This window comes from Sorangium sp. So ce1014, from assembly GCF_051521505.1.
Classification (GTDB): Bacteria; Myxococcota_A; Polyangia; order Polyangiales; family Polyangiaceae; genus Sorangium.
In genome coordinates this window covers 10,414,882-10,431,100 of the sequence record NZ_CP150356.1, presented here as the reverse complement: position 1 = coordinate 10,431,100, position 16,219 = coordinate 10,414,882, and the positions used below count along the sequence as shown (strand labels likewise).

Below are 16,219 nucleotides of genomic sequence, written 5' to 3'. Positions count from 1 at the left end.
CTACTAAAAGCATTCCCTCGATCGATCTAGTTTTCTCATGCCGCCGACATTTTTCTCCTCGTTGCCGTCCACACGGATGCGTCGGTCGCTGGGAGCAACCTCGGACGGTCAGGACATCGGACGGCAGGTGGAGCGCGCAGCTCGCCTCCCGGGTGGGCACGCGGGGGGCGCGTGCGGGGAGGCGAGCTCGGGGATGCGCTGCGAGGTCGGGAGGTCGGGGATGCGCTCGCGCTCGAGCGCATGGCGGGTCGCCGTGCCCGCTCAGCGGAGCTCGCCGCCCGGGAGCGGCTGGAACACGTTCGCCCGGTACCACCTGAGCTCCTCGATCGACTCGCGGATGTCGTCGAGCGCGCGGTGGATCTCGCGCTTCTTGGGCGCGGAGCGCGTCGGGTACCAGCGGCGCACGAGCTCCTTGAGGGTGGACACGTCCACGATGCGGTAGTGCAGGAAGGCGAGGAGCTCCGGCATGTAGCGCTGCAGAAAGGCGCGGTCCTTCCAGATGGAGTTGCCGCACAGCACGGCCGTGCCCTTGTCGCAGTGCGCCTCGAGGAACGCGCGCGTCTCGGCCTCGGCGTCGCCGACGGAGAGCGTGGCGGTGCGGATGCGCGCGAGGAGGCCCGAGCGCTCGTGGAGATCGCGGACGAAGTCGCTCATCCCCGCGAGGACGTCCTCGGGCTGGTGGATGACGAGGCACGGCCCCTCGGCGACCACGGTCAGGTCGGGCTCCGTGACGATGGTCGCGATCTCCACGATCGCACACGAGCTCTCGTCGAGCCCCGTCATCTCGAGGTCGACCCAAACCATGCGCTGCGAGCGGTCCGTCATCGGCGGCGAGCATAGCCGATCCGCGCCGGTTCAGGTCCACCGTGACCCGGCGCGAGCGGGCTGCCCCGGGAACGGGTCGTGTGCTAAGGACGGGCCGGACACCGAGCGCGGGAGGCCTGACATGCGAGACGTTTTCATCGTGGACGCCGTTCGCACGCCGCGGGGGCGCGGCAAGGCAGGCAAGGGAGCGCTCTCCGGCGTGCACCCCCAGGAGCTCCTCGCGCAGGCGCTGAATCGCCTCGCCGAGAAGACAGGGATCCGCAAGGACGACGTGGAGGACGTCGTCGTCGGGTGCGTGACCCAGGCGGGCGAGCAGGGGGCATGCCTCGCGCGCGCCGCCGTCCTCGCGGCCGGCTGGCCGGACGTCGTGACCGGCGTGACCGTCAACCGCTTCTGCGGCTCGGGCGCGCAGGCGGTCAACTTCGCGGCGATGGGGGTGATGTCCGGCCAGCAGGAGGTCGCCGTCGGCGGCGGCGTCGAGAGCATGTCGCGCGTGCCGATGGGCTCGGACGGCGCGCCCCTCGACGGGAACAACCTCGCCCTCCGCAAGAAGCTGGCGATGGTGCCGCAGGGCATCTCGGCGGACCTCATCGCGACGATCGAGGGCTTCTCGCGCGAGGACGTCGATCGCTTCGCGCTGGAGAGCCAGCACAAGGCCGAGCGGGCCGCGCGCGAGGGGCGGTTCGCGAAGAGCCTGTTCACGGTCGTCGATCTCGACGGCAAGCCGCTGCTCGACCGGGACGAGCACCCGCGGGCCGGGGCCACGATGGAGGCGCTCGCGAAGCTCGAGCCGGCGTTCGCCGGCCTCGGGGCGACCCCGATGGGCCCCGGCGGCGAGACCGTGGACGCGCTGGCGCTCGCGCGGTACCCGCAGGTGAGGTCGATCCAGCACGTCCACACGGCGGGCAACTCGAGCGGCATCGTGGACGGGGCGGCGGTGGTGCTGCTCGCGTCGGGCGACTACGTGAAGGCGCACGGCCTCAAGCCGCGGGCGCGGCTCCGCGCCGCGGCGACGGCCGGGGCGGAGCCGGTGATCATGCTGACGGCCCCCGCGCCCGCGTCGGAGCGGGCCCTCAGGAAGGCGGGCATGCAGGCGCGCGACATCGATCTCTGGGAGATCAACGAGGCGTTCGCGGCGGTGCCGCTGCAGACGGCGCGCAAGCTCGACATCGACCTCGACCGCGTCAACGTGAACGGCGGCGCGATCGCGCTCGGCCACCCGCTCGGCGCGACAGGGGCCTGCCTGATCGGGACGGCGCTCGACGAGCTCGAGCGCGCCGGCAAGGCGACCGCGCTGATCACGCTGTGCATCGGCGGAGGGATGGGCGTGGCGACCGTCATCGAGCGGGTGTGAGCCGCGCCGGCGCTGCGATGGAGGTGCCCGACGAGCACGAGGGCGTCGCCCACGAGCACGCGCACGGGCGCGGCGCTCGGCACGGCGACGGGCACGAGCACGGCCACCCCCGCGCGCCCGGTCACCACCCTGATCACGGTCACGACCACGGCGACCCGCGGCACCACGACCACGACCACCGGGGCGCGCCGCTCCGGCGGCTGATCGCGGCCTTCGCGCTCACGACGTCGTTCCTTGTCGTCGAGGCGACGGTCGGGTGGTGGTCGAAGAGCCTCGCCCTCCTGGCCGATGCGGGGCACATGCTCGCCGACGCCGCGGCGCTCGGGCTCGCCATCATCGCGCAGCGCATCGCCGCGCAGGCGCGGACGCGCGCGCGGACGTACGGCTTCCGGCGCGCCGAGGTGCTCGCGGCGTTCGCCAACGGCATCGCCCTGGCGCTGACGGCGATCTGGATCTTCTTCGAGGCGGTCCACCGGTGGCGCGAGCCGCAGGCGGTGCACGCCGAGGCGCTGGCGATCACCGCGGCGCTGGGGCTGCTCGTGAACGTTGTCGCGGCGGTGCTGCTCTCGACCGGCGAGGGCGGGCACAACATCAACACGCGGGCCGCGCTGGCGCACGTGCTGTCGGACGCGCTCGGCTCGGTCGGCGCCATGGCGGCCGGCGTGCTCATCCTCGCCTTCGGCTGGACGCGGGCCGACCCGGCGATCAGCGCGGGCATCGGCGCGCTCGTGCTCTGGGGCGGCTGGCGGCTCGTGCGCGACACGTCCCGCGTGCTGATGGAGGGCAGCCCGATCGAGATCGATCTCGCCCACGTCGAGGACACGATCCGGAGCGTGCCCGGCGTGCTCGACTTTCACGATCTGCACGTCTGGTCGATCTCGGACGGCTTCAACGTGCTCACGGTGCACGTGGTGCTCGCCAAGGGGCACCACGGGACGGACGTGGCCGCGGCCGTGAGCCGGCGGCTGCGCGAGCGGCACGCGCTCACCCACTGCACGATCCAGCCCGAGCCGCTCCAGGAAGAGCGCCTTGTGACGCTCAGGCGGCCGCGCGCCGGGGCGCCGGGCGGCGACGCGCCCGCGGGCGACCGGAGCGGCGGCTAGTTCCGTGCGTCAGAAATCCCGTCAGGGATTGCTGATGCACGGAACTAGGGCGGCCGCGAAGCGGACGCCGGGGGTTCGGGGCGGAGCCCCGAGGAGAACTAGCGGGGCGGGCTCGCGCCGGCCCGTCAGAGCCCCCGCAGCAGCGCCTCCGCCACCTCGGCGGGGGACTTCCCCTGCTCGTCGACGGCCACGTTGAGCTCCCGCATCCGCTCCGCGTCGATCTTGCCCTCGAGCCCCCGCAGCGCCTCGATCGCCTCCGGGTGCTCCCGCGCGAGCCGGGCGCTCGCGAGGACGACCGCGTCGTAGGGCGGTATCGCCCGCCGGTCGTCCTCGAGCACGCGCAGGTCGAACGACACGATGCGCCCGTCCGTCGAGAACGCGCTGATGACGTCCACCTCGCCCGCCCGCACGGCCTCGTACATGAGCGAGGGATCCATGCTGCGCTGCTTCGCGAACGCGATCCCGTAGCGCTGCTCGACCGTCTTCCACTCGGCGCGCTGGAAGAACTCGTAGTCTGCCCCGATCGACATCGATCGCGCCGCGGGCACGAGATCGCTCACGGTCCGCGCGCCGAGCCGCTCGGCGTGCTCGCGCCGCATCGCGAGCGCGTAGGTGTTCTCGAAGCCGAGCGCGGCGGCGACCACGATCCCGTGCTCCTCGAGCAGGTACTCCTTCACGCCGCGGAGCACCTCGGCCCGGTCGGCCGGGGCGTCGCTCCGCTTCATGACCGCCACCCAGAGCGTCCCGGAGTAGTCCACGTACGCGTCGATCTGGCCCGTCCTCAGCGCGTCGAACGCCACCATCGACCCGAGCGACTCCACCGCTTCGGTGGGCAGCCCCGTGTCCCGCTCGATCTTCCCCGCGAGGACGCGGCCCAGGATGTACTGCTCGGTGAAGGTCTTCGAGCCGACGGCGATCCGCCGCGCGCCGCCCCCGAGCGCCCCCCGCGCGAAGCCGACCGCCGCGATCGCGTAGAGCAGGGCGAGCGCGCCGATCGCCGCCGCCACGAGCCCCCGGCGACGCCGGCGGAGGCCGATCTCGAGCGCCCGCACCGTGCCGTCCAGCACCAGCGCCAGCGCCGCCGCCGCCACGCACCCGACGAGCACGTCCGTCGTGTTGCGCGTCTGCAGCCCGCTGAAGATGTAGTTGCCGAGGCTCTCGGCGCCGATGGGCGTCGAGAGCGTCGCGGTCCCCACCGTCCACACCGTGGCCGTCCTGATGCCGGCGACGATCACGGGCATGGCGAGCGGCAGCTCCACGCGGCGGAGCCGCTGGCCCGGCGTCATGCCGACGCCCTCGGCCGCCTCGATCAGGGCCGGATCGACGCTGGAGAGCCCCACCACCGTGTTCTGGAGGACCGGGAACACGCTGTAGAGCACGAGCCCGATGAGCGCCGGCAGGGTGCCGATGCTCGGAGCGCCGATCGCGGCGAGCGCGGGCACCATGAACGCGAGCAGCGCCAGGCTGGGCACGGTCTGGATGACGCCCGCGACGGCGAGCACCGGCTGCGCGAGCCGGCGCGTGCGCGAGATGAGCACGCCGAGCGGCACGCTGACGCCCGTCCCCACGAGGAGCGCGACGAGCGTGAGCTCGAGGTGCGCGAGGAGGCGCCCGGCGAGCAGGGCGAGCTGCTCGTTCACGGCCGCCGCTCCCCCTCCCGGAGCAGCGAATCGATGACCGCCGCCTGCCGCTTCGGCGTCCCGACGAGCTGCGCCACGTACTCGTCCGCGGGGGCGGTCATGAGCTCCCGCGGCGTCCCCACCTGCGCGAGCCGCCCGCCCTGCATCACGGCGATGCGGTCGCCGAGCAGGAGCGCCTCGACGAGGTCGTGGGTCACGAAGATCGCGGTCAGGCCGAGCCGCCGCCGGATCGCCAGGAACGACTGCTGGAGCCGGTCGCGCGTCAGCGGATCGAGCGCCCCGAACGGCTCGTCGAGGAGCATCACCCTGGGCTCGGCGGCGAGCGCCCGCGCGACCCCGACCCGCTGCTGCTGGCCGCCCGAGAGCTCCTCGGGGCGGCGATCGCGCACGGCCGCCGGATCGAGCTCGCAGAGCTCGAGGAGCGCGTCGACGCGCGCCCGGATGCGCGCCGCGTCCCAGCCGAGCAGCGACGGCGTGACGCCGATGTTCTCCGCCACGGTGAGGTGCGGAAACAGCCCGAGCCGCTGGAAGACGTAGCCGATGCGCCGGCGCAGCGCGTGCGGCGGCTCGCCGGTGATGTCCTTCCCGCCGATCCGGATCGCGCCCGACGTGGGCTCGATGAGGCGGTTCACCATCTTGAGCGTTGTCGTCTTGCCCGAGCCCGAGCCGCCCAGGAGGACGAGGAGCTCGCCCTCCTCGACGCGCAGCGAGACCCCGTCGACCGCGATCGTGCCGGCGTAGCGCTTCGTGAGCTTGTCGAGCTCGATCATGCGGTCAGCCCGGCTGCGCCGGAGCGGTTCGCCCGCGCCCCGGCGCGCGGCGCGCGTGATCTCCGCGTCACACCCCGCACCCGACGTTGGCGCGCTGGAGCCCCGCGAGGCGCGCGTCCTCGAGCGCCTCGGCCTCGGCGAGGAGCCACCGGAACATCGCGTTCGCGATCGCGCGCTCCTTGCGCGTGTTGAACAGCCAGACGGCCGCGTGGCAGACGTCGGCGTGCACCTTGGGGAACGCGAGGCGGCGGAGCTCCGTGCCGACGAGCACGGCCGCGCCCTCGTACTGCGCGCGCAGCGAGGTCCACTCGCGCCACTCCGAGAGCGCCGGGAGCTCGCGCCTCTCGTCGACGCGGCGGCGCAGGGCGTCGCACGCGAGCTCCACCTCGGACAGGAGCTCGTCGCGGAGGCGCCGGCGCGTGCGGCCGAGGGTCGCGCCGAGGTCGTCCCACGCCGTGTGCGGCACGCGCGCCGCGCGCAGCGCCGCCGCGAGGTCCTCCTCGACCGCGCGCGCGAGCGGGCCGAGCGCGGCCTGCGCGCCCGACGCGCCGAGCGACAGCGCGCGCTCGCCGAGCTCGGCCTGGGCGCGCTCGTCGTCGAGCGCCGCGTCCCACGCGCCGCCCAGCCGCCGGAGCTCGTCGCCCGAGACCTCGCCGCGCGGCCGGAGCAGCAGCGTCGCGTGGCGCAGCACCGCGCGGCTCCACAGGTCGCCCTCGGCCACCTTGGCGGCGCACGGCTCGGGCTCCTCCGGCTCCGGGCGCGCCGCGCCCTCGCCCGCGGCCAGGGCGCGGCGCAGGAGCGGGAGCGTGGCGCGGCGGCGGGGCGCGGCGAGCCAGCGGAGCCACAGCTCGAGCGCGCCCGGCGCGGGCGCCTCGCCGAGCACCCGCGCGGCGACGGCGCCGAGCAGCGACAGCGCCCGGCCGCGCCCCTCGCGCGCGCGATCGAGCACGGCCGTCCAGTCGCCGCGGGAGGCCGCGTCGGCGGCGAGCCAGCCCGCGGCGATGCGGCGGGCCTCGCGGGGGCAGGCGCGCTCATCGAAGCCGGCGACGCTGTCGAAGAGCGCCCGCGCGCCCTCCAGGTCGCCTCGGTGCGCCGCGAGCAGCGCGCCGGCGACGACGCCCGCCCCGCGGAGCGGCTCCGGGCGCGCCGCCGGCGGCGCGGGAGCCGCCCCGCCGCGCTCGGCGGCGCCCTCGATCCGCTCGCTGACCCAGGCCTCCGTTGCGGGGTCCGGCCTCCGCGCGCGGCAGAGCGACCACGCGGCCGCGAGCGCCGCGCCGCCGCTCCGGTCGGCGCGCCAGGTCCAGTCCGAGAGCAGCGTCACGTGGTAGGCGACGCGCGGCAATCCCAGCGGAATGAACGCGTATCGCGCGACGAGCCAGGGCGCGATGAAGGGCACGAGCGGCGCGAGCAGCAGCGCGCACCAGAGCTGACCCGCGGCGAGGCCGATCGCGAGGACGACGGCCGCGGGCGCGAGGACGAGCCGCACGGCGGCGTGCCAGGTGCCCGCGCCGAGCGCGCCGGGGCGCGGCGGCGCTCCGGGCGAGGCCTTCCGCGCGGCCGCCTCGCTGATCATCCGCACGGCGATCGCGAGGGCCAGGAGGAGGCCCCAGCTCATCGCGCCCTCCAGCCGAGCGCGGCCAGCGCCTCCGGCCACGGCGCGCGCGGATCCTCGCCGGGCGGCTCCGGCGGCGGCAGCTCGCCGAGGTCGTCGTCGAGGTCGTCCTCCGGCGGGGGCCTCGGATCGAGCCGCGCCCACACCTCGTGCGCGAGGCGCCGCTCCGGGTCGCGGAGGGCCGCCATGGCCTGGCGCACCTTGTCGGCCGTCCGCGCGCCGGGGCCGACCGGCGTCGGGTAGGTCGCGGCGCTCGCGAGCTTGAGCTCGAGCATCCCGAGCAGCTTCTGCCCCTCGCGCTCGACCTCCGCGCGGCTCGCGCTCGGCCGCAGGCCGAGCACGTAGAACGGGTTGTCGCGGATGCGCCCGAGCGCGCCGTCCATCACCGCACCCCCGACTCGTGGCCGAGCCTGCGCTTCTGCGCGTCGACCGGCAGCAGGCGCCAGATCTCCTCGGTGATCGCCCGCAGCGCGGCCGTGTCGCCGCGCTCCGCCGCGCCGCGCCCGTCGCGCACGAGCTTCTGCGCGCGGACAAGATCCGAGGCCTGGTGCGCCTCGGAGGCGGCGTCATCGAACATCCACACCCACGCCTTCGGGTGCCGCTGGAACGCCGCGCTGCTCAGGTTGCGGACGAGGCGGAGCTGCCGCTGGAGCTCGACCTGGTTCTTCTCGGCGCGCGCCCGCGCCACGCCCTGCGCGGCCTCCTCGAGGAGCGCCTTCTCGGTGCTCGACCCGAGCTGCGAGATCCACACCGACGCGTTCGCGACGGAGGCCTGGGCCTCGGCCTCCAGCTCCGGCCAGCGCTTGTCGGCCTCGGCCTGCTCGAGCAGGACGTCGAGCTCGAGCAGGGCGCGGCGCGCCTTCTGCCCGGCGTCGGCGTCGCCGCCGCGCGCCGCGGCCGCGTCGCGCTCCACCTCGACGAGCGCGCACTCGACGTAGGTGACCTTGCCGAGCGCGTGCGGCGCGTCCCTGCGCAGGGCGCTCTCGCGCACCGACGCGAGCCGCTCGCGCATGGCGGCGAGCGAGGCGTCGAGCACCTCGGGCGCCGCCTCGGGCACGAGCAGGTGCGCGACGCGCTCGAACACGAGCCCCTGCGACGGGATCAGCGCGCGCGCCGACAGGTGCCCGCCCCGATCGAGCTCGAGCGTGAGCTCGATCGCCGAGCCCGCCGGCAGGGCCTGGGTGAGCCCGCTCCCGTCGATCTCGAGGTTCCCGACCACGCGGCAGAGGTGGGCGACGTCGAGCTCGCCCTGCACGATCGGGATCTTCAGCACGCACGCGCCGGAGCCCTTCGGCACGCTCTCCACGCTGTGGTGCACGAACGTCCGCCGGGCCGGCAGCGGCGCGCCCCGCTCGAAGTAGACCCGCACGGAGTTGTCCGCGAGCGCGACCCCGACGGTGCGCGACAGCGGCGGATCGCTGATCGTGAGCCCCTGGACGATGGTGATCGCCTGCGGGTGCACCGGCACCGTCGCGCCGCCGGCCGCGATCGCCTCGACGCGGAACACGTTCGGCCGGCGCGGGAGCAGGTCGACGGTGACAACGAACGCCCCCTCGGCGTCGAGCGGCGCCTCGGCGCTCGTCCAGCCGTCGCCCTCGCGCGTGAGTCGGATCCGCTCGGGCGCGGCCCCCGGCCCCTCCATGACGCGGCCCACCACGTGGGGCGTCAGGTCGGACGACATGGCCGGGTACTGGAGCCAGAGCCGCCGGCCCTCCTCCTTGCCCTCGTTCGCCCCCGCGCGCGAGGCGGAACCCCGCGCGTCCAGCCCGGCGGTCGCCGCGTAGATGGCGGCCCCCTGCGCGACGAGGGTCATCGGGTCGAGCCCCTCGCCGAAGGGCGCGCCGAGCGCGTCCCTGACGCGCGCCCGCAGCGCCGGCATCACGGTCGGTCCGCCCACGAGCACGACGCGCGCGAGCTGCGACGCGTCGAGGCCGTGCGCCGCGATCAGCCGCCTGCAGACCTCGATCGAGCGGTCGATAATCGGCGCGCAGAGCGCGTCGAGCGTGGACCTTTGCAGGACCAGATCGACGTCGACGCGCGCGCCGTCCACCTCGAACGCCGCGGGGATCGCGAGCGCCGCGTCCTGGGCGCGGGTGAGCTCGATCTTGACGTCCTCGACCGCGAGCTTGAGCTTGCGGAGCGCGGCGGCGTGCCGCGGGTCGGCGCGGCTCACGGTGACGCCCTGGGCGCGCGCGATCTCGGCGAGCGCCCAGTCGACGATGGCCCAGTCGAAGTCGCGCCCGCCGAGGAAGTTGTCGCCGTCGTGCCCGACGACGCGGAGCAGCCCGTCGCGCGTCTCGAGCAGCGAGACGTCGAAGGTCCCGCCGCCGAGGTCGTAGACGAGCCAGCTGCCCGTGGGCTCCTCGACCGTCCAGCCGGCCGCGAGCGCCGAGGCGACCGGCTCCTGGATCAGCTCGACGCGCTCGAACCCCGCGAGCCGCGCCGCCTCCGAGGTCGCCGAGCTCTGGGGCAGCTCGAACAGCGCGGGCACCGAGATCACCGCCGACGAGGGCAGGGCCCCGAGGTGCTCGGCGACGTCGGCGCGCAGCGAGCGGAGCACCTCGGCGGCGAGCTCTTCGGGCTTCCTCGTCACCTTCGCCGCCGCGAACTCGATCGGCTGGGCGGTCCCCATCAGCCGCTTGAACTCCGCGCGGGTGTTCTGCGGATCGCTCTCGAGGAACCGGCGCGCGCGCGCGCCGACCGTGGTCGTCCCGCGCGCGTCGATCCGCACCACGCTCGGGGTGAGCGTCGCGCCCTGGGAGTTCCTGACGAGGGTGACCTTCTCGCCGTCGAAGGCGGCCGCGGTCGAGTTCGTGGTGCCGAGGTCGATACCGACGTAAAGCGGGCGTGCAGCCATCGCGTACAAGGATACACGCGCGGAACGGCGGCCGCCCGGGCGAGCCGACCGAAGGCCGGGCGAGGCCGCGGGCTGGCGGCTCCGGGCGCCTGCTCGCCGTGAAAGCCGTGGACGCCGTGAAAGCCGAGCGCCGGCTCGCGGAGGCGCCGGCGGCGCTCGGCCGGTTCCGTCGAGAGCATCGGCGGCGCCTGACCCGGCGCTGCCGCCGCCTGACGGCCGCGGTCACCCCGCGAACAGCTGCGTCACCCAGACCCGGCCGCTCGGGTCGCGCACGACGGCCACGCCGGTCCTTCCGTAGCGCCGCTCGAGCAGGTTGCCCCGGTGCGACGGGCTCGCCCAGATCGCGCGGTGCGCTCCCTCGGTCGTGCTCGAGCTGGCCACGTTCTCTCCCGCGATCGCGGCCTGGTAGCCGGCCGCCTTGAGGCGCACCGCCGGGTCGCCCGAGCCCACGTCGTGGCCCACCATCTTTGTCTTGATCATCTCCTCGGAGTGCGCCCGCGCCAGCGCGCTGAGCGCCGCGTCGCGCGCGAGCGCCGGCAGGCGCTCCGAGGCCCGCGCGGCGTTCATCATCCGCAGCATCGCGTGCTCGTCGCCCTGCGCGCCCTTCGCCGCCTCCTCGCCGGGCGCGGTCGCGCGGACGAAGCGGCCCGGCGGGGCGCTCCCCGCGAAGATCATCGCCTCCAGCACGGGCCTCGGCCCGGTCGACACCGTGGCCAGCACCTGCACGAGCCAGCTCCCCGGCTGGTCGACCGCGAAGCTCGAGCGGAGCCGCGCGCCCGACAGCGAGCTCAGCACCGTCTTGGGCGCGCCCCGCGGCCCCAGCAGCACCACCTTCGCCGCGGTCGCCGGCACGCGCATCGTCCCCTCGAGGGTCACCCACTGCCCCACCCGCGCCTTCGTCGGCAGCGGCGACAGATCCGCGAGCGCGTCCACCCCGACCGCGGCCACGATCACCGTCCCATCCGGCTTCTTCGCCTGGGCCACCCCGCATCGCCGCACCCCGAGCGCGGTCCAGCCCGCGATCCACCCGTCGAGCCGCGCGCCGATGTCCGCCGCCTCGAGCCCCCGGCCCGAGATGGACCAGCCCCGCGGCCAGGCGTGCGGCGCGCCCGCGGCGCGCAGGGTGAATGCGAGCTCATCGGGCGGCATGATCTCCCCTCCCTGGAGCTGCCGCTCGACGTTGCGCCGGGCGACGTCGGCGAGCGCCGTGTCCGCGCTCCCGCAGCGCGACGCGAGCGCGGCGATCTCCGGCGCGAGCGCCGCGGTCGGCTGCGGCGATCGCGTGGTCGCCGCCCACGTGAGCGCCGGCGGCTCCGCTGCCGCCGCCCCGGCGAAGGTGAGCGACGCGCCGAACACCCCTGCGGCCCACCACGACCTCATGCGCCTCGGCTAGCAGATCTCCCGACCCGGCGCCTCTTTCCTGCCGCCGCGCAGCGCGCCCCCGCGCCTTCCGCGCGCAGCGCGTCTATCGGACGCGCGCCTGTCGGACGCGCGCCTGCCCGATGCGCGCTTCCTCGCATCGATGGCGAGATCGAGACGAAAGCCGCGCGGTCTCGCGGTCAGCTCGTGCTACCGTGGCGTCGCGCAGGATGGCTGAGGTCTCCAAGGCCGCGAAGGTCGGCGTCATGACGATCGTGCTCGCAGGCGCAGCCTACGGCGGGTACCGCTTCGTCTCGCGCGATGTGGGCGGCGGGAACGGCTACCGGGTCTGGGCCACGCTGCCGGACGCCATCGGCGTGTCCCCGCAATCGCGGGTGATGATCTCGGGCATCCAGGTCGGCGTCGTCGACAAGATCTCGCTCTACAACGGCCAGGCGCGCATCGACATCAAGATGAGCCCCGACGTCCCGCTCTACGAGGACGCGGCCATCGGCAAGCGCGCCACGAGCCTCATCGGCGAGTCGTTCGTCGTGCTCTCGCCCGGCACCGAGGGCAAGCCGCGCATCCCCGACGAGGGGAAGATCCTGTTTTACATCGACGAGCCGACGATCCAGTCGATGCAGGGGCAGGTCGCCGAGATCCTGAAGGACGTCAAGACCGTCACCGAGACCCTGAGGAACACCGTCGGCTCCGAGAACGGACAGGAGCGGCTCGCGCAGATCCTCGACAACCTCGCGGACATCACCGAGCAGATGAACGCGACCGTGCGCGAGAACCGCGCGGGCGTCACGCAGACGATCAACAACATCAACCAGATCACGGGCGAGTCGGGCCCGCGCCTGCGCGAGATCCTGCGCAACGTCGAGCAGGTGAGCCGCGACATCCGCACGATGACGGCCGCGGCCGAGGTGCCCGGCCGCGACGGGAAGCCCGGCGAGCTCCGCAGCGCCGCGGAGCGGGTGGGCCGCGCGACCGAGAACCTCGAGTCGGCGCTGAAGCACGTGGACAGCATCGCCGCGCGCGTCGACCGCGGGGAGGGGACGCTCGGCCGCCTCACCAAGGACGAGACGCTGATCAACGAGGTCGAGACCGTCGTCCAGGACGTCGGCGAGCTCGTCGGCGGGATCAGCCGGTTCCAGACCGTCGTCGGGCTGCGGACCGACTACAACTTCCTGGCCAACACCATCAAGAGCTATGTCGAGCTCAGGCTCCAGCCGACCGAGGACAAGTACTACGTCGTCGAGCTGGTGAACGACCCGCGCGGCAAGACGGACTTCCAGCAGATCGACGTCGACACGACCAACCCGAACGACCCCGCGCACTACCGGGAAGTCCGCACGATCACGACGAACGCCTTCCGTTTCTCGTTCCAGTTCGCGAAGCGGATGGGCCCGTTCACGGGCCGGTTCGGCATCAAGGAGTCGACGGGCGGCCTCGGCCTCGATCTCCACCTGCTCGACGACCGGTTCGAGCTCCGCCAGGACCTCTTTGGCTTCGGCGAGGAGCTGTCGCCGCGCTGGCGGGTCGCGCTCGCCTACGAGTTCATCCGCAAGCTGTGGCTGCTCGGCGGCATGGACGACATCCTGAACACCGATCGCCGCGATTACTTCATCGGCCTGCAGCTCCGGTTCAACGACGCCGACCTGAAGACGGTCCTGCCCTTCGCGCCGACGAGCTTCTGAGCGCGTCGCCGACGTTCGGCGCGTCCGGCGCGGCCTCCGCCGGTGCGCCCGGGCCCGTGTGCTATAGCGCGGGCATGAAGCGCTCGCTTCTTCGCCGAGTGCGTCGTGGATACGCGCTCATGATTCCTTTCCTCGCGATCGCGGCGGCCGCCGGCGTGGCGGCCTGCCAGGGGTGCAAGCCCCCTGCGACGGGCGCCGCGAGCGCGGAGGCGGGCGCCGATGCGGACGCGACCCGGCCGACGGTGCGGCTCTACGTGCTCAGCACCGTGGCCGGCGCGCTGGAGCCGTGCGGCTGCACGAAGGACCAGCTCGGAGGCATCGACCACCTCGCCGCCCTGATCGAGAGCCAGCGCGACGAGGCGCCGGATCGCCTCGTGGTCGGCGCGGGGCCGATGCTCTTCATGGAGCCCGAGGTGAAGCCGGAGCGCCGCTCCCAGGACGCCTGGAAGGCCGAGGCGATGGCGCTGGCGGCGAAGGAGATCGGGCTCGCGGCGTGGGCGCCCGGCGAGAACGACTGGGCGCTCGGCGCCGAGGCGCTCGCGAAGTACAAGGCGCAGGCCGGGGCGGCCCTGCTCGCCAGGAACCTCGAAGGCGCGGGGGGCGTCCAGGGCGTCGTGGTGCGCGACGTCTCCGGCGTGAAGGTGGGCCTCATCGGCGTGAGCGACCCGAAGGGCCGCACCGGGGTCTATCCCGAGGGCGTCAAGGCCGGCCCGGCGATCGACGCGGTGAAGGCGGGCGTCGAGGAGGCGAAGAAGCAGGGCGCGACGGTGTTCGTGGGGCTCGCGGCCTTGCCGCGGGGCGAGGCGCTGCGGCTCGCGGACAACGCGCCTGAGCTGCACGTGCTCGTGCTGGGCAAGCCCAGCGAGCGCGGGGACATGAACGACGGCCCGAAGCCGCCGGTGCTCATCGGAACGACGCTGGTCGTGGAGACGCCGAACCACCTCCAGTCGGTGGCGGTCGTGGATCTCTTCGTTCGCGGCGAGGGTGACGGCCCGCTCGTGTTCGCCGACGCGGGCGGCGTCGCGAAGGCCGAGGAGCTCATCAGCCTGTCGGCGCGGATCCGGGAGCTCGAGATCCGCCTCAACGGCTGGGAGGGCAGCAAGACGGTCGCCGAGAAGGACGTCGCCGATCGGAAGGCCGATCTGGAGAAGCTCCGGGCCGAGAAGGCGAAGCTCGAGGCGGCGGAGACGAAGGTGACCGGCAGCTTCTTCCGCTACAGCTCGGTCGAGGTGCGCGAGAAGCTCGGCGCCGACAAGGAGGTCGCCGGGCAGCTGCTCGCCTATTACAAGCGGGTCAACGCTCACAACAAGGAGGCCTTCGCGGATCGCGTCCCCGAGCCTCCGGCGAAGGGCCAGGCCAGCTACATCGGCATCGACGCCTGCACGAACTGCCACGAGGAGGAGCGCAAGGTCTTCGACGGCACCGCGCACGCGCGGGCCTACGCGACGCTCCAGCAGGATTTCAAGGAGTACAACCTCGACTGCGTGAGCTGCCACGTGACCGGCTACGGCAAGCCGGGCGGCTCCACGGTGACGCACAACGCCTCCCTGCAGAACGTGCAGTGCGAGGAGTGTCACGGCCCGGGCTCGCTGCACGCGAAGGACCCCGAGACGAAGGGGCTCATCGTGCTCTCGCCCGCGCCCGAGAGCTGCGTCACGCAGTGTCACCACCCGCCGCACGTCGAGGGGTTCGAGCCCATGTCCAAGATGCAGCTCATCCTCGGGCCCGGGCACAGCCGGTACTGACGCAGGGGCGGCGCGCGCCGGTGCGCCCTGCGGGCTGCAGCATTTCCGCGCCGTATCGATCGCGCTACGGGGAGCGCCCGTGACGAATGTCCACGCCGTCGTCTCCCGCCTGGGCCCGGCCGAGAGCGCGATCCTCGCGGAGCTCGCCGCGGGCGAGCCGCCGTTCGCGGTGCACCGCCGCGCTGCGCTGAGCTCGGCGCTCCGCTACCTGGAGGGCGGCCGCGGCTCGCCGGTGGTCCTCCTGCACGGCCGCGGGAACGCCGCGACAACGTGGTTCCCGCTGCTCCCCGAGCTCGCGCGGCGCCACCGCGTCGTCGCCGTGGATCTGCCGGGGTTCGGCCACGCCTCGTCGCCCCCGTTCGAGGGCGGCGGCTTCGAGGAGGGCCTCCGCTTCTTCGTCGATCCGGTCGAGGAGCTCCTCCTCGAGCTGGGTCTCGGCGACGCCGCGCTCGTCGGTCACTCGCTCGGCGCGCTCGTCGCGGCGGAGCTCGCGCTCCGCAGGCGCGTGCGTCCGCGGAAGCTCGCGCTCCTCGGCGCGATGGGGGTCGGGCCGGTCATGACCGCCCGGAGCCGCGCCTACTTCCGCGCCCCGCCGGAGCGCCTCGCGCGGGTGCTCGGCGCCGCGCTCTTCCGCCGCATCCGCCCGCCGCGGCCCACGCCGCTCGGCGAGCGCCTCGCGGCCCTGCACGGCGAGCTCTACGCCGTGCCCGACGGCCGGGTCGCGCCCGTCGCCGCGTTCAACGCGCTGTTCCCCGCCGTCGGCCCCGTGCCCCATCGCCTCGCGCGGCTCGGCGAGATCGACGCGGAGACGCTTGTGCTCTGGGGCGAGCGCGACGACGTGTTCCCGGCGCCGCTCGGCATCGCCGCGGCCGCCGCGATCCCCCGCGCCACGCTGCGCATCGTGCCGCTCGGCCACGCGCCGCACCTGGAGGACCCGGCGCTCGTGCTTCCCGAGCTCATCGCGTTCCTCGCGCCCGGAGCAGCAGTCCCCTCCCCGTAGCCCTCGTGCGGCGCCATGACACAGCCGTGGCTGTCCAGGAACCGAGGGAGGCCGTCCAGGAACCGAGGGGCGCCGTCCAGGAACCGAGGGAGGCCGTCCAGGAACCGAGGGGCGCCGTCCAGGAACCGAGGGAGGCCGTCCAGGAACCGAGGGGCGCCGTCCAGGAACCGAGGGAGGCCGTCCAGGAACCGAGGGAGGCCGTCCAGGAACGAAGAAGGCGCTCGCCCCGGCCGCGGCGGCCCTCGGCCACC

The 16,219-nt window shown here is 74.3% G+C and carries 12 protein-coding genes; 5 read left to right on the top strand and 7 right to left on the bottom strand.

The window, feature by feature from the left end:
- Positions 1-261 precede the first annotated feature (261 nt).
- A complete protein-coding gene (orn, locus tag WME75_RS39595; RefSeq protein ID WP_437481795.1) occupies positions 262-825 on the bottom strand; it encodes an oligoribonuclease in 564 nt (187 codons plus the stop codon).
- Between the two features lie 121 nt (positions 826-946).
- Here orn and WME75_RS39590 point away from each other — a divergent pair, with 121 nt between their 5' ends.
- Entirely contained in the window at positions 947-2,179 is a 1,233-nt protein-coding gene (locus tag WME75_RS39590; protein ID WP_437481794.1) for an acetyl-CoA C-acetyltransferase, read from the top strand.
- Positions 2,176-3,282 carry a cation diffusion facilitator family transporter gene (locus WME75_RS39585; RefSeq protein WP_437481793.1) on the top strand — a complete coding sequence of 369 codons (1,107 nt, stop codon included), beginning with the start codon at positions 2,176-2,178 and terminating at the stop codon, positions 3,280-3,282. The genes WME75_RS39590 and WME75_RS39585 overlap by 4 nt, the downstream gene beginning before the upstream one ends.
- Positions 3,283-3,407: 125 nt before the next feature.
- On the opposite strand, the gene WME75_RS39580 is transcribed toward WME75_RS39585, so the two are convergent.
- From WME75_RS39580 to WME75_RS39555, 6 genes are all read right to left on the bottom strand, one after another.
- Positions 3,408-4,922 (bottom strand): glycine betaine ABC transporter substrate-binding protein, encoded by a 1,515-nt coding sequence (locus WME75_RS39580; protein WP_437481792.1) that lies wholly within the window; start codon positions 4,920-4,922, stop codon positions 3,408-3,410.
- On the bottom strand, positions 4,919-5,692 hold the full coding sequence (locus WME75_RS39575; RefSeq protein ID WP_437481791.1) for an ABC transporter ATP-binding protein: 774 nt from the start codon (positions 5,690-5,692) through the stop codon (positions 4,919-4,921). Before WME75_RS39575 ends, WME75_RS39580 begins: the two co-directional genes overlap by 4 nt.
- A 67-nt stretch (positions 5,693-5,759) precedes the next feature.
- A complete protein-coding gene (locus WME75_RS39570) occupies positions 5,760-7,307 on the bottom strand; it encodes a hypothetical protein (RefSeq protein ID WP_437481790.1) in 1,548 nt (515 codons plus the stop codon).
- Complete coding sequence (locus tag WME75_RS39565; RefSeq protein ID WP_437481789.1) at positions 7,304-7,687, bottom strand: hypothetical protein; 384 nt, start codon at positions 7,685-7,687, stop codon at positions 7,304-7,306. The genes WME75_RS39570 and WME75_RS39565 overlap by 4 nt, the downstream gene beginning before the upstream one ends.
- Positions 7,687-10,161 (bottom strand): Hsp70 family protein, encoded by a 2,475-nt coding sequence (locus WME75_RS39560; RefSeq protein WP_437481788.1) that lies wholly within the window; start codon positions 10,159-10,161, stop codon positions 7,687-7,689. The genes WME75_RS39565 and WME75_RS39560 overlap by 1 nt, the downstream gene beginning before the upstream one ends.
- Before the next feature lie 222 nt (positions 10,162-10,383).
- Positions 10,384-11,541, bottom strand: coding sequence for a CAP domain-containing protein (locus WME75_RS39555; protein WP_437481787.1), 1,158 nt, complete (start codon positions 11,539-11,541; stop codon positions 10,384-10,386).
- A gap of 209 nt (positions 11,542-11,750) precedes the next feature.
- On the opposite strand from WME75_RS39555, the gene WME75_RS39550 reads away from it, so the two are divergent.
- From WME75_RS39550 to WME75_RS39540, 3 genes are all read left to right on the top strand, one after another.
- Positions 11,751-13,223: an MlaD family protein gene (locus WME75_RS39550; RefSeq protein WP_437481786.1), complete on the top strand. Its 1,473-nt coding sequence runs from the start codon at positions 11,751-11,753 to the stop codon at positions 13,221-13,223.
- A 119-nt stretch (positions 13,224-13,342) separates the two neighbouring features.
- Positions 13,343-14,968 carry a multiheme c-type cytochrome gene (locus tag WME75_RS39545; protein WP_437481785.1) on the top strand — a complete coding sequence of 542 codons (1,626 nt, stop codon included), beginning with the start codon at positions 13,343-13,345 and terminating at the stop codon, positions 14,966-14,968.
- 79 nt (positions 14,969-15,047) lie between these two features.
- On the top strand, positions 15,048-15,968 hold the full coding sequence (locus WME75_RS39540; protein ID WP_437481784.1) for an alpha/beta fold hydrolase: 921 nt from the start codon (positions 15,048-15,050) through the stop codon (positions 15,966-15,968).
- Positions 15,969-16,219 lie beyond the last annotated feature (251 nt).